General features: G+C 65.5%; 19 protein-coding genes. 14 read left to right on the top strand and 5 right to left on the bottom strand.

The window, feature by feature from the left end:
- Positions 1–152: 152 nt before the first annotated feature.
- Together K2O50_RS12035 and K2O50_RS12030 are read right to left on the bottom strand one after the other, a co-directional pair.
- Positions 153–1,058: a LysR family transcriptional regulator gene (locus tag K2O50_RS12035; protein ID WP_050705983.1), complete on the bottom strand. Its 906-nt coding sequence runs from the start codon at positions 1,056–1,058 to the stop codon at positions 153–155.
- A gap of 145 nt (positions 1,059–1,203) precedes the next feature.
- Positions 1,204–1,746 (bottom strand): Rrf2 family transcriptional regulator, encoded by a 543-nt coding sequence (locus K2O50_RS12030; protein ID WP_050705984.1) that lies wholly within the window; start codon positions 1,744–1,746, stop codon positions 1,204–1,206.
- 271 nt (positions 1,747–2,017) lie between these two features.
- Between K2O50_RS12030 and K2O50_RS12025 the strand changes: the two genes are divergently transcribed.
- The 3 genes from K2O50_RS12025 to K2O50_RS12015 all read left to right on the top strand — a co-directional run bounded on the left by K2O50_RS12025 (position 2,018) and on the right by K2O50_RS12015 (position 6,876).
- Positions 2,018–3,220 (top strand): NAD(P)/FAD-dependent oxidoreductase, encoded by a 1,203-nt coding sequence (locus K2O50_RS12025; protein ID WP_050705985.1) that lies wholly within the window; start codon positions 2,018–2,020, stop codon positions 3,218–3,220.
- A 218-nt stretch (positions 3,221–3,438) separates the two neighbouring features.
- Positions 3,439–5,064, top strand: a complete 1,626-nt coding sequence (locus K2O50_RS12020) for a methyl-accepting chemotaxis protein (RefSeq protein WP_050705986.1) — start codon at positions 3,439–3,441, stop codon at positions 5,062–5,064.
- A 189-nt stretch (positions 5,065–5,253) separates the two neighbouring features.
- Positions 5,254–6,876, top strand: coding sequence for a methyl-accepting chemotaxis protein (locus K2O50_RS12015; RefSeq protein ID WP_220690018.1), 1,623 nt, complete (start codon positions 5,254–5,256; stop codon positions 6,874–6,876).
- A gap of 64 nt (positions 6,877–6,940) precedes the next feature.
- Here K2O50_RS12015 and K2O50_RS12010 read toward each other — a convergent pair whose 3' ends face one another.
- Positions 6,941–8,344 carry a cytosine permease gene (locus tag K2O50_RS12010; protein ID WP_050705988.1) on the bottom strand — a complete coding sequence of 468 codons (1,404 nt, stop codon included), beginning with the start codon at positions 8,342–8,344 and terminating at the stop codon, positions 6,941–6,943.
- Positions 8,345–8,659: 315 nt separating this feature from the next.
- Here K2O50_RS12010 and K2O50_RS12005 point away from each other — a divergent pair, with 315 nt between their 5' ends.
- The 10 genes from K2O50_RS12005 (at position 8,660) to K2O50_RS11960 (ending at position 18,342) form a co-directional block, all read left to right on the top strand.
- Positions 8,660–9,145: a flavin reductase family protein gene (locus K2O50_RS12005; protein ID WP_050705989.1), complete on the top strand. Its 486-nt coding sequence runs from the start codon at positions 8,660–8,662 to the stop codon at positions 9,143–9,145.
- Positions 9,146–9,235: 90 nt separating this feature from the next.
- The gene (locus K2O50_RS12000; RefSeq protein ID WP_050705990.1) at positions 9,236–10,276 is read left to right on the top strand and encodes an LLM class flavin-dependent oxidoreductase; all 1,041 of its coding nucleotides are present in this window, start codon (positions 9,236–9,238) and stop codon (positions 10,274–10,276) included.
- Positions 10,277–10,531: 255 nt separating this feature from the next.
- Positions 10,532–11,128, top strand: a complete 597-nt coding sequence (locus tag K2O50_RS11995; RefSeq protein ID WP_050705991.1) for an amino acid synthesis family protein — start codon at positions 10,532–10,534, stop codon at positions 11,126–11,128.
- Positions 11,129–11,197: 69 nt separating this feature from the next.
- Positions 11,198–12,031, top strand: coding sequence for an alpha/beta fold hydrolase (locus K2O50_RS11990; protein WP_050705992.1), 834 nt, complete (start codon positions 11,198–11,200; stop codon positions 12,029–12,031).
- The gene (locus K2O50_RS11985; RefSeq protein ID WP_050705993.1) at positions 12,028–13,509 is read left to right on the top strand and encodes an aldehyde dehydrogenase; all 1,482 of its coding nucleotides are present in this window, start codon (positions 12,028–12,030) and stop codon (positions 13,507–13,509) included. The genes K2O50_RS11990 and K2O50_RS11985 overlap by 4 nt, the downstream gene beginning before the upstream one ends.
- A 12-nt stretch (positions 13,510–13,521) precedes the next feature.
- The gene (locus tag K2O50_RS11980; RefSeq protein ID WP_050705994.1) at positions 13,522–14,007 is read left to right on the top strand and encodes a flavin reductase family protein; all 486 of its coding nucleotides are present in this window, start codon (positions 13,522–13,524) and stop codon (positions 14,005–14,007) included.
- A 160-nt stretch (positions 14,008–14,167) separates the two neighbouring features.
- Positions 14,168–14,557: a carboxymuconolactone decarboxylase family protein gene (locus K2O50_RS11975; protein ID WP_050705995.1), complete on the top strand. Its 390-nt coding sequence runs from the start codon at positions 14,168–14,170 to the stop codon at positions 14,555–14,557.
- A gap of 89 nt (positions 14,558–14,646) precedes the next feature.
- Entirely contained in the window at positions 14,647–15,399 is a 753-nt protein-coding gene (locus K2O50_RS11970; RefSeq protein ID WP_050705996.1) for a GntR family transcriptional regulator, read from the top strand.
- A 2-nt stretch (positions 15,400–15,401) separates the two neighbouring features.
- Positions 15,402–15,965, top strand: coding sequence for an NUDIX hydrolase (locus tag K2O50_RS11965; RefSeq protein ID WP_050705997.1), 564 nt, complete (start codon positions 15,402–15,404; stop codon positions 15,963–15,965).
- 196 nt (positions 15,966–16,161) lie between these two features.
- Positions 16,162–18,342 carry an ATP-binding protein gene (locus tag K2O50_RS11960; protein WP_050705998.1) on the top strand — a complete coding sequence of 727 codons (2,181 nt, stop codon included), beginning with the start codon at positions 16,162–16,164 and terminating at the stop codon, positions 18,340–18,342.
- On the opposite strand, the gene K2O50_RS11955 is transcribed toward K2O50_RS11960, so the two are convergent.
- A complete protein-coding gene (locus tag K2O50_RS11955; protein WP_050705999.1) occupies positions 18,332–20,506 on the bottom strand; it encodes an ATP-binding protein in 2,175 nt (724 codons plus the stop codon). The genes K2O50_RS11960 and K2O50_RS11955 overlap by 11 nt on opposite strands.
- A gap of 87 nt (positions 20,507–20,593) precedes the next feature.
- Positions 20,594–21,226, bottom strand: coding sequence for a LysE family translocator (locus K2O50_RS11950; RefSeq protein WP_050706000.1), 633 nt, complete (start codon positions 21,224–21,226; stop codon positions 20,594–20,596).
- A gap of 107 nt (positions 21,227–21,333) precedes the next feature.
- Between K2O50_RS11950 and K2O50_RS11945 the strand changes: the two genes are divergently transcribed.
- On the top strand, positions 21,334–22,116 hold the full coding sequence (locus K2O50_RS11945) for an RHS repeat-associated core domain-containing protein (RefSeq protein ID WP_256206001.1): 783 nt from the start codon (positions 21,334–21,336) through the stop codon (positions 22,114–22,116).
- Positions 22,117–22,490: the final 374 nt, after the last annotated feature.

The following is a 22,490-nucleotide window of genomic DNA, read 5'->3' as shown; positions in this document are numbered from 1 at the left end:
AGAGCCGCCAATTGATATTGGCCATGCCTGGGAGCAGGTCCATTCGCCCAGACAATGAAAGCGTCAAAGTGCCTCTAGCACCTTAGTGGAAGAAAGCACCGACAGGGCAACGTTCGGTCGTCAACGCCGACTTGGCGACAGGTGGTCGATGCTTATAACCGCCCCAGTTCCTCCCGACAGAACTCCACGAACAATTGCGCCGGCTTGGTCAGCTGTACGCGCTTGAGGTGCGCCGCCGCCAAGCCCGACAGCGCCACCGGTTCGGTGATGTCTAGGGTCACCAAACGCTGCCCGTCGTAGGTAAATTCGGAGTGCGGTCGGGTCACCAGCAGCGAGAAACCGAAGCCCTGCCCCACCATGCCCCGAACCATTTCGATCGACGGCGAACTGAAGACGATGTTCGGCGTCAGCCCCAGCTCGTTGAACAGGCTGACGAAATAGGTGCGGCTCGGCGCCACGTCGAGCAGGATCATCGGCTCCGGGCACAGGTCGCGCAGCGACACCTGGGTTTGCCCGGCGAAACGGTGGTTTTCCGGCAGCAGCACATAGGGTTTCTGCGCCGGCATCAGCGGCTCGGTCTCGATGGTGCCGTCCAGGTCATGGTCGTAGAGGAACGCCAGGTCGAAGGTGCCCGCCGTCAGGCCCTGGATCAGGTCCTGCTGTTCGCCGTCGCGCAGACGGATGTCCACCCCCGGGTAACGCTGGCGAAAACCGGCGATCAGCCGCGGCAGGTACAAAGGCGCCACGGTCTCGAAACAGCCGATGTCGATCTGCCCCGCCACCGTGTCGTTGTCGGCCAGGGCGTTCTGCTCGAACTCATGGGCCATCTGCAGCAGGGCCCGGGTCTTGGCGTAGAAGCGCTTGCCGCTGGGCGTCAGCGACACGCCCTGGGCGTGATGGCGGATGAACAGCTGCACGCCGAAGCTTTCTTCCAGGCTCTTGATCGCGGTGGAGATCGACGGCTGGGCGATATACAGCTGGCGCGAGGCCTCGGCGACGCTGCCGGCCTCCACCGTGGTGACGAAGTACTTGAGTTGGCGCAAGGTGTAGGAAGCCACGCTGACCTCTCTGGCGCCGGGGGGGCGCACGGATTTTTTCTGTCAGCTTACCTCGGCTTGGCCCCTGTGGGCCGATCACCCAGGCAAGGATTTACCTGGGGCCTGAGCACAATTTTCCGTTGCACCGCCAGCCCGGGCCGATTGGTCAGACGGCCTGCAGCGGAATATCCCCGCCCGCGCCCTTGCCGTCGCGGCGCTCGCTCATCCAGTCATTGACCTTCTGCCCGAACTCGGTCGGCGCCTTGCGCCCGAAGCGCCGCGCCAGGTCGAGGATGGTCTGCTGGGCCAGCGCCTCCTCCATGCGCTTCTGCGCCCCCAGCATCACCGCATGGATCGCGCAGGTGCCTTCGGTGGCCCAGGCCGGCGCCGCGCCCTCGAACACCGCGCAACGCTCGCGGATCTCCCGGCAGTCGAAGAGCTTCTTCGGACCATCGATGGCCGTGACGATATCCAGCACGGTGATCTCGTCGGAAGGCCGCGCCAGGCGGAACCCGCCACGCACGCCCTCGGTCGCCGCCACCAGCCCGGCGCGGGCCAGCTTGGTGAAGACCTTGGCCAGGTATTCCTGGGGCACGCCCTGCAACTCGGCCAGGTCGCGCACGCTGGACTCGCGGCTGTCGCCGCGCTCGTCCACCAGGAACAGCAGGCAGTGGATGCCGTATTCGACACCGGCGCTGTAAAGGGACATATCAATCTCCGACTAGATCTGTCGCAAATAGTACGCCCTTCATCGGTGACAGGCAAAGCCGGTCGTCGCCGTCCGTCGCCGCACAAGCACATCAACACCCCCGCATAAGCCAATAAACACGCTGGCTACAGCCGATGCACCAGCGCTTGCGAACGCACGACCCGAAAAAAAACACTTGTCGATCTAAACTACGACCAATACAGTCGTAGTTATTCGATAGGCAGTGAACGCCTCATCGAAGACCTTTTACCTATCCTTGCGGAGCACCCACATGACCTCTCGTATCCTGATCATCGGTGCCGGCTTTGCCGGTGTCTGGAGCGCCCTGAGCGCCGCCCGCCTGCTCGACCAGGCACAACGCGGCGACGTGCGCATCAGCGTGCTGGCCCCGCAGCCGCAACTGCGCATCCGCCCACGCTTCTACGAGGCCGACGTCCACACGCTGCAGGCACCGCTGGAGGCCCTGTTCGACGTGGTGGGCGTGGAGTTCATCCCTGGCACCGCCGACAGCATCGACAGTGCTGCCCGCCAGGTCGGCTACCGCGATGCCGATGGCCTGCCGCAGCAGCTCGCCTACGACCGCCTGATCCTCGCCGCCGGCAGCCAGGTGGCCCGTCCTGCCGTGCCGGGCCTGGCCGAGCACAGCTTCGATGTCGACCAGATGGAATCGGCCGTGCGCCTGGAACAGCACCTGCACGGCCTGGCCAGCCTGCCCGCCTCGCCGGCGCGCAACACCGTGGTGGTCTGCGGCGGCGGCTTCACTGGCATCGAGACCGCCACCGAGATGCCACCGCGCCTGCGCGCCATCCTCGGTGAAGGCCATGCCCGCGTGGTGCTGATCGACCGTGGCGCCAGCGTCGGTGCCGCCCTCGGCGCCGGGATCACCCCGGCCATCGTCGCCGCCAGCGAGCAGGCGGGCGTCGAATGGCTGACCGGCACCTCGGTGGTGGCGGTGGATGCCGGTGGCGTGACCCTGGACAACGGCGAGTACATCGCCAGCAAGACCGTGATCTGGACCGCCGGCGTCAAAGCCAGCCCGTTGACCGCGCAGATCGCTGGCGAGCGTGACGGCTTCGGTCGCCTGCGGGTCGACGACCACCTCAAGGTGATCGGCCAGGCGCACATCTACGCCACCGGCGACGTGGCCTGGGCCGCAGTCGACGAACTGGGCAACCACGCCCTGATGACCTGCCAGCACGCCATCCCCATGGGTCGCCACAGCGGCAACAACGCCATGGCCGACCTGCTGGGCCAGGCACCGATAGCGTACCGCCAGCCCAAGTACGTCACCTGCCTGGACCTGGGCGACTGGGGCGCCGCGTACAGCGAAGGCTGGACCCGCGAACTGAAGCTGCAGGGCCAGGACGGCAAGAACCTCAAGCGCCAGATCAACTCGGTCTGGATCTACCCGCCAGCCGCCGACCGCGCCCAAGCCCTGGCAGCAGCCGACCCGCTGATTCCGATCGTCGAGTGAACGAAAACAACAGGCCCGTCCCGGAAGTGACGGGCCTGTTTGTATGCGTCATTACATTGAACGACTGGTCAATAATAGTGGCGCTATGGCATCATTCAGAAAAAACAACATGAACCGTGAGGATATAACCCCCCTTCGCAGTGCATCGAGAGCCTTTCCAGCCGAGCCCGGTCAGTCCGCGCTCTTGACGCCTGCCAGCCACCGTCAAGGAGCGTCGCATGCAGTTACGGAACATGAAGATCGGTATTCGGGCAGCAGGAATGTTCACCCTGCTCGGGGTCCTGGTCCTGGCCCTGGGCCTGGTCGCCCTCTACGAAACCCGGCGGATGGACAGCGCCACCGACGAAATCCGTCTCACCTGGATGCCCGCCGTGCTCGCCCTGGGCGAGGTCAGCAGCAACCTGGGCCGGGCCCGCGCCCTGACCCTGCGCAGTGTCCTGGAGGACAGCAGCAGCGCCCGCCATTCCACGCTGGACAAGATCGTCCAGGTGAACCAGCAGCTCGAACGCGACCTCAAGGCCTACGAGCGCACCATCTTCGCCGCGGATGACCGCGCCCTGTTCGACACCTTCATGGGCCTGAGCGAACGCTATCACGCATTGCAGCAAGCCATCCGCGTCGCCGCCGGCAACGACCAGCTGGATGAGGCCCGGCGCCTGGTCAACGGCCCGCTGGCCGAGTACGCCGACAGCATGATGAAGGCCCTGGCCGAACTGATCGACTACAACACCAAGGGCGCCGAGCAAGCCTCATTGCGCAGCAGCGCGGCATCCGACGAAGCCTTCAGCCTGATCATCGGCGCCATTGCCGTGATCACCCTGGCGTTGATCGGCATCGCCACCCTGCTCACCCGCAGTATCGTCGTGCCCCTGGCCGACGCCGTTGCCGTGGCCGAGCGGGTCGCCACCGGCGACCTGACCCGCGAGATCGTCGTGCTCGGCCACGACGAACCGGCCTTGCTGTTGGCCGCGCTGAGCCGCATGCAGCATAGCCTGCGCGACACCCTGCGCAGGATTGCCGCGTCTTCCGACCAGCTGGCCTCGGCCTCCGAGGAGCTGCACACCGTCACCGAGGACACCAGCCGCGGCCTGCACCAGCAGAGCGCCGAGATCGACCAGGCCGCCACGGCGGTCAACCAGATGACCGCCGCCGTCGAAGAGGTGGCGAGCAATGCCGTGAGCACCGCCGACGCCTCCCAGGGCGCCGACCGCACTACCCGCGACGGTCGCGACCAGGTCAACCAGGCACTGGCCTCGATCCAGCACCTGGTCGATGACGTGACCGGCACCTCCGGGGAGATCGAGCAACTGGCCAGCCACGCCAACGAGATCAGCCAGGTCTTGGACGTGATCGGCTCGATCGCCGGGCAGACCAACCTGCTCGCCCTCAACGCCGCCATCGAGGCCGCCCGCGCCGGTGAGGCCGGCCGAGGATTCGCGGTGGTCGCTGACGAGGTACGCGCCCTGGCCCACCGCACCCAACAGTCCACCGCCGAGATCGAGCAGATGATCGGTGGCATCCAGTCCGGCACCGAGCGTGCGGTCAGCGCCATGCACAGCAGCCAGGGTCGCGCCAACGGCACCCTGGCCGTGGCGCAGTCGGCCGGCCAGGCCCTGGAGCTGATCGCCGAGGCGATCGCCACCATCAACCAGCGCAACCTGGTAATCGCCACCGCCTCCGAACAGCAGGCCCAGGTGGCCCGGGAGGTGGACCGCAACCTGGTGAACATCCGCGACCTGGCGATGCAGACCTCGGCCGGCGCCAACCAGACCAGCGCGGCGGCCCAGGACCTGTCACGCCTGGCGGTGGAGCTGAACGGGATGGTGGCGCAGTTCAAGGTCTGAGCAAGCGCATTACACTGCCGCTCAACCGGGCTCCCGGCGGATGACGCCGTCCGCTGGGAGCCCGCCTACGCCGGGACAGGTACCGGCAAATAGGAAAATCCGCCGCAACACGTGCGACCTGGCGACTATCTCCCCGCAGCCCCCGGGATCATGCTCCTGACGTTTGCATTCTGACGTCAAGGAACATCCATGCTGTTGAGAAACATGAAGATCGGCAAACGGGCGACCAGCCTGTTCACGCTGCTGGCCGGCCTGGTCCTGGCCATGGGCCTGGTGGCCTTGTACGAAACCCGGCAGATGAACGATGCCACCAACGAGATCCGCCGCAACTGGCTGCCGGCCGTGATCGCCCTCAACGAGATTGGCGGCACCCTCGCCCAGGAACGCGCCGCCACGCTGCGCGCGGCGCTGGAGGAAGATACCGACGAGAACGCCAGCGTCAATCTGCTCAACAGTATCGAGGAAGCGATCCAGCAGGACCTCAAGGATTACGAGAAGACCATTTCCGACGCCCAGGACCGCAGTCTGTTCAATGCCTTCCTCGCGGCGCGCCAGCAATACGTCCAGCAGCAGCAACAGGTGCTGGCGAACATCGGCGCCGGGCGCATGGCCGAAGCCAGGCGCCTGATCAACGGCCCGCTGATCCAGCGCGCCGACCGCATGATGGACGCCATGGCAACACTGGTGGCCTTCAACTACAAGGGCGCGGAAGCGGCCTCGCACCGCAGCGACACGGTCAGCGACCAGGCGTATGCGGTGATCATCACCGCGCTGGTGCTGATCGTCCTGGTGCTGATCGCCATCGCCACCCTGTTTACCCGCAGCATCGTCACCCCGCTGGCAGACGCCGTCATGGTGGCCGAGCGCATCGCCACCGGCGACCTGACCCGCGAAATCACGGTGGTCGGCCACGACGAGCCGGCATTGCTGCTGCACGCCCTGCGCCGCATGCAGCAGAGCCTGCGCGACACCATCGGCAAGATCGCCGCGTCCTCCGACCGCCTGGCCTCGGCCTCCGAAGAGCTGCACAGCGTCACCGAGGACACCAGCCGCGGCCTGCAGCAACAAAGCACCGAGATCGACCAGGCCGCCACCGCCGTCAACCAGATGACCAGCGCCGTCGAGGAAGTGGCGAGCAATGCCGTGAGCACCGCCGAGGCCTCCCAGGGCGCGGACCAGACCACCCGCGACGGCCGCGACCAGGTCAACCAGGCGCTGGCCTCGATCCAGCACCTGGTCGACGACGTCACCGGTACCGCCGAAGAGATCGAACAGCTGGCCAGCAGCGCCAATGAGATCACCCGGGTGCTGGATGTGATCGGCTCGATCGCCGGGCAGACCAACCTGCTGGCCCTCAACGCCGCCATCGAGGCCGCCCGTGCCGGTGAAGCCGGGCGCGGCTTCGCCGTGGTCGCCGACGAGGTGCGGGCGCTGGCCCATCGCACCCAGCAGTCCACTGCCGAGATCGAACAGATGATCGGTGGCATCCAGGTCGGCACCGAGCGCGCGGTCAGCGCCATGCACAGCAGCCAGGGCCGTGCCAGCGGCACCCTGGAGGTGGCGCAGTCGGCGGGCCAGGCCTTGGAACTGATCGCCCGGACCATCGCCTCGATCAACCAGCGCAACCTGGTGATCGCCAGTGCTTCGGAACAACAGGCCCAGATGGCGCGGGAAGTGGACCGCAACCTGATGAACATCCGCGACCTGTCGATGCAGACCACGACCGGGGCCAACCAGACCAGTGCCTCGGCCCAGGACCTGTCGCACCTGGCGCTGGAACTCAATGGGCTGGTGGCGCAGTTCAAGGTCTGAGTGAGGTCGCTGTACGCCCCATCGTCGGCTTGCCGGCGGTGGGCTGCACAACAGCCTGCGAAGGTCAGTCACTCACCCCGAGCACCTGCCCCGCCTTCGTCGGCTGGCTGCGCGTCGCCAGGCAATAATAGAGGGGCACCGTCACCAAAAGGCCGAACAGCCACGACAGGTCCGCCCCTTCGACGATGTTCGAGTAAGGCCCGACATACAGCGACGTGTTGGCAAACGGCAACTGCACCAGGATGCCGCAGGTGTAGGCAATGATCGCGTGGGGGTTGAAGCGACCATAGATCCCGCCGTCGGCATGGAAGATCGAGGCAATGTCGTACTGCCCCTTCTTGATCACATAGAAGTCGACCAGGTTGATCGACGCCCACGGCACCAGCACCAGCAGCAGCGCCAGGATCAGCCCGATGAACTGGCCGATGAAGTCCGCCGAGGCATTCAGCGCCACCAGCCCGCAACCCGCCAGGATCACCGTAGCCAACACCACCCGCACCTTGATGCTCGGGGTCCACTGCGCCGCGAAGGTCTGGATCGCGGTGACGATCGACAGCACCGCGCCATACAGGTTGAGGGCGTTGTGGCTGATGATGTTGAGCAGGAACAGCACCATCAGGATTGGGCCCAGCCAGCCGGTGGCCTGCCTGACCGCATCCATCGCATCGATCCCTTCGGGCACGCACAGCACCGCCACGGCACCAAAGCTGAAGCACAGGATGGTGCCCAGGGTAGCGCCGAAGTAGGTGGCCCAGAACGGCCTGGCGATGCCCACTTCACGCGGCAGGTAGCGCGAATAGTCGGATGTGTAGGGCGAGAAGCTGATCTGCCAGATAGTGCCCAGCGACACGGTGGCGATGAAGCCCGACAGGTTGAAGGCGCCACGGCCGAAGAAATCAGCCGGCAGGTCCTGGACGAACATCATGATGAAACCGGCCAGCAGTGCCGAACCCATCACCCAGGTGCCGATGCGGTTGAGGATATGGATGAAGCGGTAACCGATCACGCCGATCGCCGTCGCGCCCAACGCACCGATCACGATCGCGCCCGGCATCGGCACGCTCGGGGTGATGCCGTGGATGGTCTTGCCGGCCAGGACGATGTTGGAAATGAAGAACCCGACATAGATCAGGGCGGTAAAGAACACGATCAACAGCGCACCGTAACGGCCGAACTGGCCCCGGCTCTGCACCATCTGCGGAATGCCCAGCTGCGGCCCCTGCGCCGAGGCCAGGGCGATCACCACGCCGCCGGCCAGGTGCCCCAGCACGATGGCGACCAGCCCCCACAACAGGTTCAGGTGGAACACCTGGATCACCATGGCGCCGGTGACGATGGGCAGTGGCGCGATATTGGTGCTGAACCAGAGGGTGAACAGGTCGCGCGCCTTCCCGTGGCGCTCGGCGGGTGGCACGTAATCGACCGTGTGATTTTCGACAAACGCGTGTTGCGACGACGGTTGGGACATAGGATTTCAGCTCGAAAGGTCGTTTTTATCGTTGTAAGGAAACCGCTCGAGGCGGCCTCTCAGCCGCGCACCATATTATGGTATTCCAAGCTTTTGACAACACTGCACCGTGCTTTTTCGGCGCAGCTGATCCGCTCTCTCTCCTCTGTTCGCGCACTGTTTTCAGCGGCCACGCCAATGAAACCGGGGACTGTGCCGTTCATCGCGTTCTGCGTGGCCTGGAAAATTCCGCTTGCAAAGAAGGTATTACGGTATACCATCAGACACATCAACGATAAAAACCGCGGACCACCGCAGCCCCTCGAGGATCACACCATGATCGACGCAACCGTCTACAAGCACGTCCTGGGCTCCTTCCCGTCCGGCGTCACCGTCATCACCACGCTGGACGACGACGGTTCGATCGTCGGCCTCACCGCCAGCGCCTTTTCGTCCTTGTCGATGGACCCGCCGCTGGTGCTGTTCTGCCCCAACTACAGCTCCGACTCCTACCCTGTACTGATGAAGAACAAGCGTTTCGCCATTCACCTGCTCTCCGGCGGGCAGCAGGCCGAGGCCTACGCCTTCGCGAAAAAAGGCAAGGACAAGGCCGCTGGCATCGACTGGACCTTGAGCGCCCTGGGCAACCCGATCCTGGCCGGGGCCACCGCCGTGATCGAGTGCGAACTGTGGCGCGAATACGAAGGCGGCGACCACGCGATCATGGTCGGCAAGGTACACAACCTGATCGTGCCCGAGGAGGCGCCCCGCCCGATGGTCTACTGCCGCGGCAAGATGGCCAGCCTGCCCGCTCTCGCCTGAGAGAAGCCTGTCGATCGATTGGCCACTTCCACACTGAAACCTGCCCCGGCAGGCGACAACAAGACAACAACAAGCTCCGAGGAAAGCCCCATGAAATTTTCGCTGTTCGTGCACATGGAACGTTGGGATGAGCAGGTCAGCCACCGCCAGCTGTTCGAAGACCTCACCGAACTGACCCTGATGGCCGAAGACGGCGGTTTCAGCACCGTGTGGATCGGCGAACACCACGCCATGGAATACACCATCTCGCCCAGCCCGATGCCGCTGCTGGCCTACCTGGCCGCCCGCACCGAGAAGATCCGCCTGGGCGCCGGCACCCTTATCGCGCCATTCTGGAACCCGATCCGCGTGGCCGGCGAATGCGCCCTGCTCGACGTGATCAGCAACGGTCGCATGGAGGTGGGCCTGGCCCGCGGCGCCTACCAGTTCGAGTTCGATCGCATGGCCAATGGCATGCCGGCCACCGACGGCGGCAAGGCTCTGCGCGAGATGGTCCCGGTGGTGCGCAAGTTATGGCAGGGCGACTACGCCCACGACGGCGAGGTCTACAAGTTCCCCACCTCCACCAGCGTGCCGAAGCCGTTCAACGCCGCACCGCCGATGTGGATTGCCGCCCGCGACCCGGACTCGCACAACTTCGCCGTGGCCAACGGTTGCAACGTCATGGTCACCCCGCTGATGAAGGGCGACGAAGAAGTGCGGGACCTGAGGAACAAGTTCCAGGCCGCCCTGGACAACAACCCGGACGTGCCCCGCCCGCAACTGATGGTGCTGCGCCACACCCATGTGCACAGCCCGGCCGAGCCGGACGGCTGGAAGGTCGGCGCCCAGGCCATCTCGCGCTTCTACCGCACCTTCGATGCCTGGTTCGGCAACAAGACCGTCCCGGTCAATGGCTTCCTCGCGCCGAGCCCGGCGTCGAAGTTCGCCGAGGTGCCGGCGTTCGAGCTGGAGAACATCCGCAGGAACACCATGATCGGCACCCCCGAGGAGATCATCGCGCGCATCCGCTACTACCAGGAACTGGGGGTCGATGAGTTCAGCTTCTGGTGCGACAACAGCCTGCCCCACAGCGAAAAGAAGAAATCGCTGGAACTGTTCATCAAGGACGTGCTGCCGGCGTTCGCCTGAGTTCCCTTTACCTGAATGATTGCGGGATCGGCCCGCTCCGGTGGGTCGTCCTGGCCCATCGGGGCGGGCTTTTTTTCAGGGCCTTTCGCGGGGCAAGCCCGCTCCCACCGACGGCGTGAGAGCGGGCTTGCCCCGCGAAAGGGCTGGCATGGTCAGACACACCATCCCGCGTTTTTTTCAAACGGCTATTGCACATCAAATATTATGGTATACCATCAGACAGCAAAAGCTGATCACCCTACCCAGGAGCCCGTCATGAGTTTCGAAATCCGCAAGATCGTCGCCTACTCCGAAGAGACCCGCATCGAAGGCGGCAAGGCCACCGACAAACCGGTGACCATGGTCGGCCTGGCCGTGGTCATCAAGAACCCGTGGGCCGGTCGCGGTTTCGTCGAGGACCTCAAGCCCGAGATCCGCGCCAACTGCTCCGACCTCGGCGCACTGATGGTCGAGCGCCTGACCGCCGCCATCGGCGGCGCGGAAAAGATCGAAGCCTATGGCAAGGCCGCCGTGGTCGGCGCCGACGGCGAGATCGAGCACGCCTCGGCGGTGATCCACACCCTGCGCTTCGGCAACCACTACCGTGAAGCCGTGCAGGCCAAGAGCTACCTGAGCTTCACCAACAAGCGCGGCGGCCCGGGCACCTCGATCCAGATCCCGATGATGCAGAAGGATGACGAGGGCCGGCGCTCGCACTACATCACCCTGGAGATGCAGATCGAGGACGCCCCGCGCGCCGACGAGATCGTCGTGGTGCTTGGCGCCGCCGACGGCGGCCGCCTGCATCCGCGCATCGGCAACCGCTACATCGACCTGGAAGAACTGGCCGCCGAAAAGGCCAACGCTCGATAACCACAATGACCAAGACGGGCCTGGGCGTGGCGACTCCCCGCCGCGCCCGTCCTTCAAGGAGCGCCCTCCATGATTCAGCCTGTCGCTGAACGTACACCGGCCGGGACCAGCTACATGGTCCAGGGCCAGGGCCAACCCGTGGTACTGATCCACGGCGTGGGCCTGAACAAGGAAATGTGGGGCGGGCAATTCGTCGGCCTGGCCAACGACTACCGCGTCATCGCCTACGACATGCTCGGCCACGGCCACAGCCGCGTGCCCGCCGCCGACACCGCGCTGGAAGGTTACGCCGACCAGCTCGCCGAACTGCTCGACCACCTGCAGGTCCAGCAAGCCTGCGTGATCGGTTTCAGCATGGGCGGCCTGGTGGCGCGTGCGTTCGCCCTCAACCACCCGCAACGCCTGGCGGCGCTGGTGGTGCTCAACAGTGTGTTCAACCGCAGCCCCGAGCAGAGCGCCGGGGTCATCGCCCGCGCCGCCCAGGCCTTGGCCCAGGGCCCGGATGCCAATGTCGACGCGGCGCTGGAGCGCTGGTTCAGCCGCGAGTACAAGGCCGCCAACCCGGCCCAGGTCGCGGCCATTCGCCAGGTGCTGGCGAGCAACGACCCGCAGGGCTACCACACCACCTACGCGCTGTTCGCCACCCAGGACATGTACCGCGCCGAAGACCTGGGCAGCCTCCAGGTGCCGACGCTGATCGCCACCGGCGAGCTCGACGCTGGCTCCACCCCGACCATGGCCCGCCAGCTCGCTGCGCGCATACCCGGCGCCCACTGCGTGGTGCTGGCCGAGCAACGGCATATGATGCCGGTGGAAGCACCGCGCGAAGTCAACAAGATGCTGCTGGACTTCCTCAGGCAGGCCCGCACCCTCACCGAATCCGCCAAGGGGATAGTTGCATGACCCTCGTTCGTTTCCAGATGTGCATCGATGGCCAATGGCGCGATGCCCAGAGCGGCAAGACCTTCGACAGCCTCGACCCGGCCACCGCCAAGGCCTGGGCGCAACTGCCCGACGCCGATGAAGCCGACGTCGAGCTGGCCGTGCAGGCCGCCCAGCGCGCCTTCGACAGCAAGGCCTGGCGCAGCCTCACCGCCACCGCCCGGGGCAAGCTGCTGCGCCGCCTCGGTGACCTGATTGCCGACAACAAGGAACACCTGGCGCAGCTGGAAAGCCGTGACAACGGCAAGCTGATTCGCGAGACCCGCGGCCAGGTCGGCTACCTGCCGGAGTTCTTCCATTACACCGCGGGCCTGGCCGACAAGCTCGAAGGCGGCACCCTGCCGCTGGACAAGCCCGACCTGTTCGCCTACACCGTGCACGAGCCGATCGGCGTGGTGGCCGGGATCATCCCCTGGAACAGCCCGCTCTACCTCACCGCGATCAAGCTCGCCCCAGCCTTGGCCGCCGGCAACACCCTCGTGCTCAAGCCGTCCGAACATGCCTCGGCCACCATCCTCGAGCTGGCCCGCCTGGCACTCGAAGCCGGCTTCCCGGCCGGCGTGGTCAACGTGGTCACCGGCTTCGGCCCGAGCACCGGCGCGGCGCTGACCCGCCATCCGCTGGTGCGCAAGATCGCCTTCACCGGCGGTGCCGCCACCGCCCGCCATGTGGTGCGCAGCAGCGCCGAGAACTTCGCCAAGCTGTCGCTGGAGCTGGGCGGCAAGTCGCCGAACATCATCTTTGCCGACGCCGACCTGGACAGCGCCGTCAACGGCGCGGTGGCCGGCATCTATGCCGCCTCCGGGCAGAGCTGCGTGGCCGGCTCGCGCCTGCTGGTGCAGGACGAGATCTTCGATGAGTTCGTCGAGCGCCTGATCACGCGTGCCAGAAGCATCCGCATCGGCAACCCGCAGGATGAAGACAGCGAGATGGGCCCGATCGCCACCGCCCAGCAACTGGCCGTGATCGAAAGCCTGGTGGCCGCCGCCAAGGCCGAAGGCGCCACCCTGCGCATGGGCGGCAAGCGCGCCGAAGTCGCGGGAGACGGTTGGTTCTACGAGCCAACCCTGTTCGAATGCGACAGCCACTCGATGACCATCATGCAGGAAGAGGTGTTCGGCCCGGTCGCTGCGGTGATCCGTTTCAAGACCGAGGAACAGGCCCTGGCCATGGCCAACGACTCGCAGTTCGGCCTGGCCGCCGGCATCTGGACCCGCGACCTGGGCCGCGCCCATCGCCTGGCCCGCGACGTGCGCTCGGGGATCATCTGGGTCAATACCTACCGCGCGGTGTCGGCCATGGCCCCGATCGGCGGGTTCAAGAACAGCGGCTACGGCCGTGAGAGCGGCATCGACTCGGTGCTGGCCTATACCGAGCTGAAGACGGTGTGGATCAACCTGTCCACCGCGCCCATGCCCGACCCCTTTGTGATGCGCTAGGAGACCTGCGCCATGATCGAACCCGGCATCTACAAAGACGTGATGGGCTCGTTCCCATCCGGCGTCACCGTGGTCACCACCCTGGGCGCCGACGGCGGCATCGTCGGCATCACCGCCAGCGCGTTCAGCGCGCTGTCGATCGAGCCGGCGCTGGTGCTGTTTTGCCCCAACTACGCCTCCGATACCTACCCGGTGCTGCGCGACAGCAAGCAGTTCGCCATTCACCTGCTGTCCGCCGAGCAGACCGCCGAGGCCTACGCCTTTGCCGGCAAGGGCAAGGACAAGGCCAACGGCATCGACTGGCACCTGAGCGAACTGGGCAACCCGCTGCTGGCCAAGGCCACGGCGATCATCGAGTGCGAACTCTGGCGCGAGTACGACGGCGGCGATCACGCGATCATCGTCGGCCAGGTGAAGAACCTGGTGCTCCCCGAACAGGCGGTGACACCGATGGTGTACCACAAGGGCAAGCTCGGCGCGCTGCCGCCGCTGGGTTGATGCCCTATCGGCTATCGGCGCTGGCCTCTTCGCGGGTAAACCCGCTCCCACAGGGACCATACATGGCTCGAGGGCAGTGAAGATCCTGTGGGAGCGGGTTTACCCGCGAAGAACAAAACACCGATCCCCCATTTTTCTTCATCAGGCAGGAACCCGGCCCATGAACAACGAGAAATACGAAAAAGGCCTGCAGATCCGCACCCAGGTGCTCGGCGAGGACTACGTCAAGCGCTCGATCGAGCAAGCCGACGATTTCACCCAGCCCCTCCAGGCGTTGGTCACCGAGTACTGCTGGGGCCATGTCTGGGGCCGCGAGGGCTTGTCGCTCAAAGAGCGCAGCATGATAAACTTGGCGATGATTTCCGCGCTCAACCGGCCCCACGAACTCAAGCTGCACATCCGCGGCGCCTTGCGTAATGGCCTGAGCCGCGAACAGATTCGCGAGATCCTGCTGCAAGTCGGCATTTACTGCGGCGTGCCCGCGGCGGTGGACAGCTTCCGCCTGGCCCGCGAGGCGTTCGCCGAAGCCGATGGGCAGCCCCCCCGTTAACAGCGGGCTGTGTGAACCACTGCAAGGAATGCCCGGGTTCGTGGCATTCCGCGATATTGGCGCAACAGCCGCATAGAAGAGCGCCCCTGATGAAACGCCAGCCCCTCGACGACAGCTTCAAGGTCAACCGCAACCCCGTCACCCTTCGTGAAATCGTGCTCGACAAGCTGCGCGGCGCAATCATGAACTTCCACCTGCTGCCCGGCGACCGCCTGGTCGAGCGCGACCTCTGCGAACGCCTGGGCGTCAGCCGCACCTCGGTGCGCGAGGCGCTGCGCCACCTGGAGTCCGAAGGCCTGGTCGAGTTCGCCGATGCCAAGGGTCCGCGGGTGGCCATCATCACCCTGGAGGACGCCCGCGACATCTACGAGCTGCGCTGCGTGCTCGAAGGGCTGATCGTGCAGCTGTTCACCCTCAACGCCAAGGCCAAGGACATCCGCGCCCTGGAACGCGCGCTGGACGTCAACCGCGATGCGCTGGAAGACGGCGAGCTGCAACAGGTGCTCGATTCGGTGCAGGGCTTCTACGACGTGCTGCTCGAAGGCTCCGGCAACCAGGTCGCCGCCCAGCAGCTGCGCCAGTTGCAAGCGCGCATCAGCTACCTGCGCGCCACCTCGGTGTCCCAGGAGAACCGCCGGGGCGCCAGCAACCGTGAAATGGAGAAGATCGTCGAGGCGATCAAGAGCGGCGACCCCCAGGCCGCCCACCAGGCCTCGGTCGACCACGTGCGCGCAGCCGCCAAGGTGGCCCTGGACTACCTGCGCCAGAAGCAGGACGACAACGCCAAGGTCCGCGATATCGTCGCCCCCCTGCCCCTCAAGGATCCTCGCATAGGCCGCTGACCATGCCCACCGCCCCGCGCTACTGCCCGCACTGCACCACGGAACTGGACCGGGGCGTCCCCAACGGCGACAGCCATCAACGCTTGTACTGCGGCGCTTGTGGCTACGTGCACTACGTCAACCCGAAGATCATCGCCGGCTGCATCATCGAGCGTGACGGCAAATACTTGCTGTGCCAGCGCGCCATCCCGCCGCGCCCCGGTACCTGGACCCTGCCGGCAGGGTTCATGGAGGCCGGCGAGACCACCGAGCAGGCGGCCCTGCGCGAGGTCTGGGAGGAGAGCGGCGTGCGCGCCGAGATCGTCTCGCCCTACTCGATCTTCAGCGTGCCCAGGATCAGCGAGGTGTACATCGTCTTTCGCGCCATCGCCACCGAGGAGACGGGGCAGTTCGGGCCGGAGACCCTGGCCTATCGCTTCTTCGCGCCGGACGAGATTCCCTGGGACGAAATCTACTACCCGGCGATCCGGCAGATCCTCGAACGCTACATCCTCGAGCGCCAGGCCGGCGTGTACGGGATCTACATGGGCAACGACGATACCGGCAAGGTGCATTTCATCCGCTGACCGCAGCGCGCCCATCGCGGGGCAAGTCGCATCGGCGCACCGCCGCTCCCACGCATCTGCTGCATACCGTGGGAGCGGCGGTGCGCCGATGCGACTTGCCCCGCGATGGCGCCCCCAAAGACGACACAAAACCCCTCGCCAAGCGCCGCGTCTCGGTGCACCCTGATGCTCTCACGCACAAGGACCCGCACAGCTCATGGCGAAATGGCTCGACGGCGGCGGCCTCATGGCCGAACGCATCCGCAACCACGACTGGTCGTCGACCACCCTGGGCCCGCTTGCCAACTGGCCCGATGTGCTCAAGACCACGGTTGCCCTGTGCCTGGCCTCGCGCTTTCCCCAGGCCGTGCTGTGGGGCGACGAGCTGATCACCCTGCACAACGACGCCTTCAGCGAAATCCTCGGCAACAAACCCTCGGCCCTGGGCCGGCCCTTCAGCGCGGTCTGGCAGGAGGCCTGGAGCGATATCCGCCACCTGGCCCAGCGCGCGCTCGCCGGCGAGGCGGTGTACATCGAGGACTTTCCGCTGGTGATCGAGCGTCACGGCAGCCCGGAGCGCGCCTACTTCACCTTCTGCTACAGCCCCATCCGCGACCACGACGGCCAGGTGTTGGGGATGATCGATACGGTTACCGAGACCACCGCCAGCGTGGTGGCCAACCAGCGCCTGAACTTTCTCGACACCCTCAGCCGGGCGGCGGCAAACGCCACCGACCCGGAGCGGATCATGGCCACCACCACGCGCCTGCTGGGCGAACACCTGCACCTGTCGAGCTGCGCCTATGCCGTGATGGACCCCGACGAGGACGGCTTCACCATCTGCGGCGACTGGGTTGCACCAGGCTCGCCGCGCCTGCTCGGCCAGTACCGCCTGGCCGACTTCGGCGAGCTGGCCGTCAGCCGCCTGCGCGCCGGGCTGGCGTTGGTGATCGACGACAACCTTGCACAGTTGCCGGCCCGCGAGGCGGCGACGTTCCAGGCCATCGGCATTACCGCGACCGTCTGCATGCCGCTGATCAAGGAAGGCCGCCTGACCGCGCTGATGGCCATCCACGACAAGCTGCCCAGGACCTGGACCCGCTACGAACAGACCCTGCTCAACGAGGTGACCGGGCGCTGCTGGGCGCATATCCAGCGGGTCCAGGCCAACGCCGAGGTGCGCGAGGCGCTGACCGCCCTCGAAGCGCTCAACGCCACCCTCGAGCAGCGCGTGGAGGAGCGCACCGGCCAGCTCCTGCACACCGAGGCCGTGCTGCGCCAGACCCAGAAGCTCGAGGCCATCGGCCAACTGACCGGCGGCGTGGCCCACGACTTCAACAACCTGCTGACCATCATCCGCTCCTCCATTCACTTTCTGCAGCGCCCGGACCTCGACGAGAGCCGCCGCAGTCGCTACTTCAAGACCGTGTCCGATACCGTCGACCGTGGCGCCAAGCTCACCGGGCAACTGCTCGCCTTCGCCCGTCGCCAGGCCCTGAGCCCGCAGGTGTTCGAGGCCGGCCCCAGGCTCGAAGCCATGGCCGACATGCTCGACACCGCCACCGGCGCACGCATTCAGGTCAGCCTGGAGCTGCCCGACAGGCCCTGCCATGTGCACGCCGACCTCGGCCAGCTGGAAACCGCGGTGATCAACCTGATGATCAATGGTCGCGACGCCATGGCCGGCGCGGGCACCCTGCGCCTGCGCCTGGAGGCCGACCAGCATTTGCCGGCGTTGCGTGGCCAGGCGGCGCAGGACGGGCCGTTCGCGGCGATCTCGATCATCGACAGCGGCGTGGGCATTGCCCCACACCTGCTGGAACGCATCTTCGACCCGTTCTTCACCACCAAGGCCTCCGGCCAGGGCACCGGGCTTGGCCTGTCGCAGGTGTTCGGCTTCGTCAAGCAGTCCGGTGGCGATGTGCGGGTGGTCAGCGTCGAAGGCCAGGGCACCACCTTTACCCTGTACCTGCCCCAGGTGCCTCAGGCCGACGGTGAAACGCCCGAGGTCCCCGTACCGCTGGTTCCCCATGGCCAGCGCAAGCACATACTGGTGGTGGAGGACAATCCGGATGTCGGCAGCTTCACCGCGCAGATCCTGCGCGACCATGGTTACCAGATCAGCTGGGCGACTTCGGCCGAGGACGCTCTGGCCCAGATCGCGTCGGCACGGGGCGGGTTCGACGCCGTGTTCTCCGACGTGGTGATGCCGGGCATGGGCGGCCTGGCCCTGGCCAGGGAACTGCGCCGCAGCCAACCGCAGTTGCCGGTGATCCTCACCTCTGGCTACAGCGAAGCGATCGCCGAAGGAGGCCACCAAGGTTTCGCCTTCCTGGCCAAGCCCTATTCCGCCGAACAGGTGTGCCAGATGCTCGGGGATGTATTGGCTAGGACTTGAGCAGTCGTGCCAGGCTCTGCCCCAGCTCGTCCTGGCGAAACGGCTTGCGCAGCACCTCGAAGCCATGCAGTTCACGGGGCGTGAGGTTGGCGTAGCCGGTGATGATCAGCACCGGCAGCTGCGCCAGCCGCTCGCGCACCTGCTGGGCGAAGCGCACGCCGGTGGTCTCGGCCATGACATGGTCGGTCATCAGCACATCGGGCAGCAGGCCCTTGTCCAGCAACGCCAGTGCCTGGGCCGGCCCCTCGGCCTCGGTCACCTCGTAACCCAATGCGCGCAGTTGCAGGAGCGTGGCCTGGCGCACCAGTGGCTCATCGTCCACCAGGAGCACGCGGGTCTGGCGCTGTGCCCGAGGTACCTCGACAGGTTTCACCGCTTCTTCAACCACCTCATGTTCGCTGGCCGGCAGCCATAAGGTCGCTTCGGTGCCTTCGCCCACCCGCGAGCGAATACCGAAACCGCCGCCGGACTGCAACGCCAGGCCCTGCACCATCGGCAGGCCCAGCCCGGTACCGCGGCCCACGCCCTTGGTCGAGTAGAACGGCTCGATGCAATGCGCCAGCACGTCTTCGTTCATACCGCAGCCGTTGTCGGCAACCCGCAGCCACACCTGCGGCACTGCCTGCAAACCAGGCAGTCGGGACGCGCCATCGCCGTCGAGACCTGCGCGAATGGTCAGTTTCCCGCCCTCGCCCATGGCATCGCGGGCATTGACCACCAGGTTGAGCAACGCCAGTTCCAACTGATGCGGATCCACCAGCACCCCAGGCAACGCCGCCTCGACGCTGACCTCGATGGCAATGGTGGGCCCCAGCGAGCGGACGATCAGTTCGCGCATCTCCTCCACCAGCACCGCCAGCGACACCGTGGTGGGCTTGAGGGTCTGGCGCCGGGCGAAGCTGAGCAGGCGGCCGACCAGGTTGCGGGCCCGCTCGGCCGCCTGCAGGCCGCCATCGATCAAGCGCTCGGCGCGCTCCGGCTGGGGATGGCGGCGCAGCAGCTCCAGGGAGGCGATGATCGGCGTCAGCATGTTGTTGAGGTCATGGGCGATGCCGCCGGTAAGCTGGCCGATCATCTCCACCTTGCGTGCTTCGTGCAGTTGCGCCAGTGAAGCCTCGCGCTGGGCGAGCATGTTGGCCACCCGCTCTTCCAGGTTTTCGTTGAGCACATGCAAGGCGCGCTCGGCACGGGCGTGGGTAACCGCCGCCCAGACCTGCCGGGCCGCCTCCTCCACCAGCAGGCACTCGCTGTCGGCCCAGGCATGGGGGGTATGGAAATGCACCGCGAGCATCGCCTCCAGGCGCTCGGCGCGCAGCACCGGAACGTGCAGCGTGGCGCACAGGCCCTTGAACCGGGCCGGCGCAACCTGGCTCGCCTCATAGTTGCGCTGCACCGCCTTACCGGCCAGCAGCGCCTCGCGCAGGGCCGGGTCCAGGGCCGAGTACTGGTTATAGCCAACCATCGACGGTACTTCGGCGGCCCACTCCTGAGCGACCCGATAGCGCCGGCCATCGCCCAGATCCTCGCCGAAGCAGACCCGCGCCGCGCCCAGTTCCTCCCCCAGGCGGCGCACCGCGTGGGCCTCGATGCGCTCGGCCTCGCCCAGGCCCGGCAAGGCCTGGCGCAATTCCTGGAGAAACCCCTGGCGTTGCTGGAAACGCACCCGCTCAGTGGTGTCGGTGACGATGCACAGCACGCCTCCCACGCCACCGTCGGCCTCGCGCACGGCGGAATAGGAGACATCGAAATAGGCGGTTTCGCCCGAACCATGCCGCTCGATGTAGAACGGCCGGTCCCGGGCCGAATAGGTCACCCCGGTTTCACGCACCCCGCGCAGCAGCGGCTCGAGGTCGTTCCACAATTCGCTCCAGTGCTCCTGTCCGGGCCGGCCCAGGGCCGCGGGGTGCTTGCTACCGATGGTCGGCCAATAGGCATCGTTGTACAACGCGATGTACTGCGGCCCCCAGAACAACACGATCTGCGCCTGTGCCGGCAGCAGCATGGCCACCACCGACTGCAGCACCGGCGACCAGCCGTCCGGTGACCCGAGCGGGGATTGTCGCCAGTCCATCGCCTGCAGCAGGCAACTGACTTCGCCACCGCCGCCCAGGAAGCTCGGCAGTGTTTTCAGGTTGACCGTCTTGCTCTCCTGGCGCGCTTTCATGTCTCGGTTTTCCCGGGCACGTTTTCTTTCCTCTGAGGGTAAGAAATCGCCCGGTGGCAAAACGTTCCATCGGATCGGCGCCGACGATCAACGGCGCCCTTCAGCCAGCATGCGCAGCGCCAGCCCCGCCAGCACCGTGCCCATCAGCCAGCGCTGGACCTGCTGCCACACCGGCCTGCCGGCCAGGAACAGGGCGATGGAACCGGCCATCACCGCGATCAGCGCGTTGACCGTGACGCTGATGGCGATCTGCGTGCTGCCCAGCACCAGCGACTGCGCCAGCACGCTGCCGTGGCCAGGGTCGATGAACTGCGGCATCAACGACAGGTACATGACCGCGATCTTCGGGTTCAGCAGGTTGGTCAGGAACCCCATCATGAACAGCCGCCGCGGGCTGTCGGCCGGCAGGTCGCGGACCTGGAACGGCGAGCGTCCTCCTGGGCGCAGCGCCTGCCAGGCCAGGTACAGCAGGTACAGCGCGCCACCGATGCGCAGGGCGTCGTAGGCAAACGGCACGGCCATGACCAGCGCGGTGATGCCCAGCGCTGCGCAGAGCATGTAGAAGACGAAGCCCAGCGCCACGCCACCCAACGAGATCAAGCCGGCGCCGCGCCCCTGGCAAATGGAGCGGGAGATCAGGTAGATCATGTTGGGGCCGGGGGTCAGCACCATGCCCAGGCTGATCAGGGCGAAGGCCAGCAGGTTGGAGGGTTCGGGCATTGCAAGTCCTCTTTGTCGGTAGTGCCATACCTGGCATTTTTGCCAGTTTCACTGGCCAGGGGCGCACGTTAACGTGGATTGGTCATTTCTGAACGGTGGGTGAGGCTGTGGTTGATCCAGATACCAGGCTGCTGGCAGGTGACTTGGCAGGCTCCGTGCTGATCGCGTCGCGAGGGGCATTGCGCCATGGGTTCGTTTTCTCGGCTTACGGCCATGATCTGGTCCAGGCGGTTATCCGCGCGCAGCTTGGCTTCAATGGCGTGATACGGGAACTGTTGACGGGCTGTTACCTGCTCGGCAATGGGCATCGTGCGTTCAGCCCGACATTGATGCGGTTCCACTCGCCGGACGGACTCAGCCCTTTTGCGGCGGGTGGGATCAATGCCTATGGGTATTGCGGGGGGGATCCGGTGAATCATGTGGATCCTGATGGGAGAATGACCAAGCGTCCAACAGCACTCGCGTTTGACCCAGCCTTGACGAACGCTTCCGCGACAAAAGAGTTAACCCTTCAAATAAGCGCCACTTCATATGACCAGATGGCTAACCTGATAAACTCAAACCCGGAGTTTGCGCCATTGGTCATAAAGACCACTGCTGAGAACGCCTTATCTCATGCTCTCGCATTACCCAACAAAGACCGAGTACACCAGGATAAAGTGCGCTTGGAAACACCCTCTCTGGGAATCCTACGTATTGACCAGGAGCGATTTGAAGATGTAGTGCTCCAAGGGTCGAGAGCACGTGAGGCGTACAAAGTCTATTCTGCTGCTCCCAATGAGTCGAACAAAGCTAAATACCTGGAAGAAAAGTCCGACTATGGAAAAGCCAGGGAAGTCCTTATAGATGCCTACAAGTTTGCAATTGAGGATTTTCGAAGTATCCCCTGAGCCGTGTCATCCTGGATTAATTCCTTACACATCCGTCCTTGAAACCCTCGCCCTGCCCCGGTAACCTTTGCGCGCTGCTGTAAGTCCAGCAGCCGGGTTTGGTAGCCCGCGATCAATCAAGGCGCACAAGCGCCCGCTCAGCGATTCAGTCGGCGCTTTTTTGTGTCCGCTGTATCGTTCAATGGCGGCTGTGCGCAGGGCGCCCCCGTGCGCGCCGGTTTCCTTGATTCCCGGTCTACCAACCTGCGTTCAGCCGTCACCATTCGTTTGGTAGCGAACTGTGGCGGCTCCATTGAATCAAGGAGCGACACAATGACAAAAGGCTTACCTGATCCTCCGTCCCGCGCCACCACGGCGCACTCCAGCTTCGGCAA

The organism is Pseudomonas sp. 2hn (assembly GCF_019646095.1).
GTDB lineage: Bacteria > Pseudomonadota > Gammaproteobacteria > Pseudomonadales > Pseudomonadaceae > Aquipseudomonas > Aquipseudomonas peradeniyensis.
Note: the sequence above shows the minus strand (reverse complement) of the source record. Positions and strands in the feature narration are given on the sequence as shown.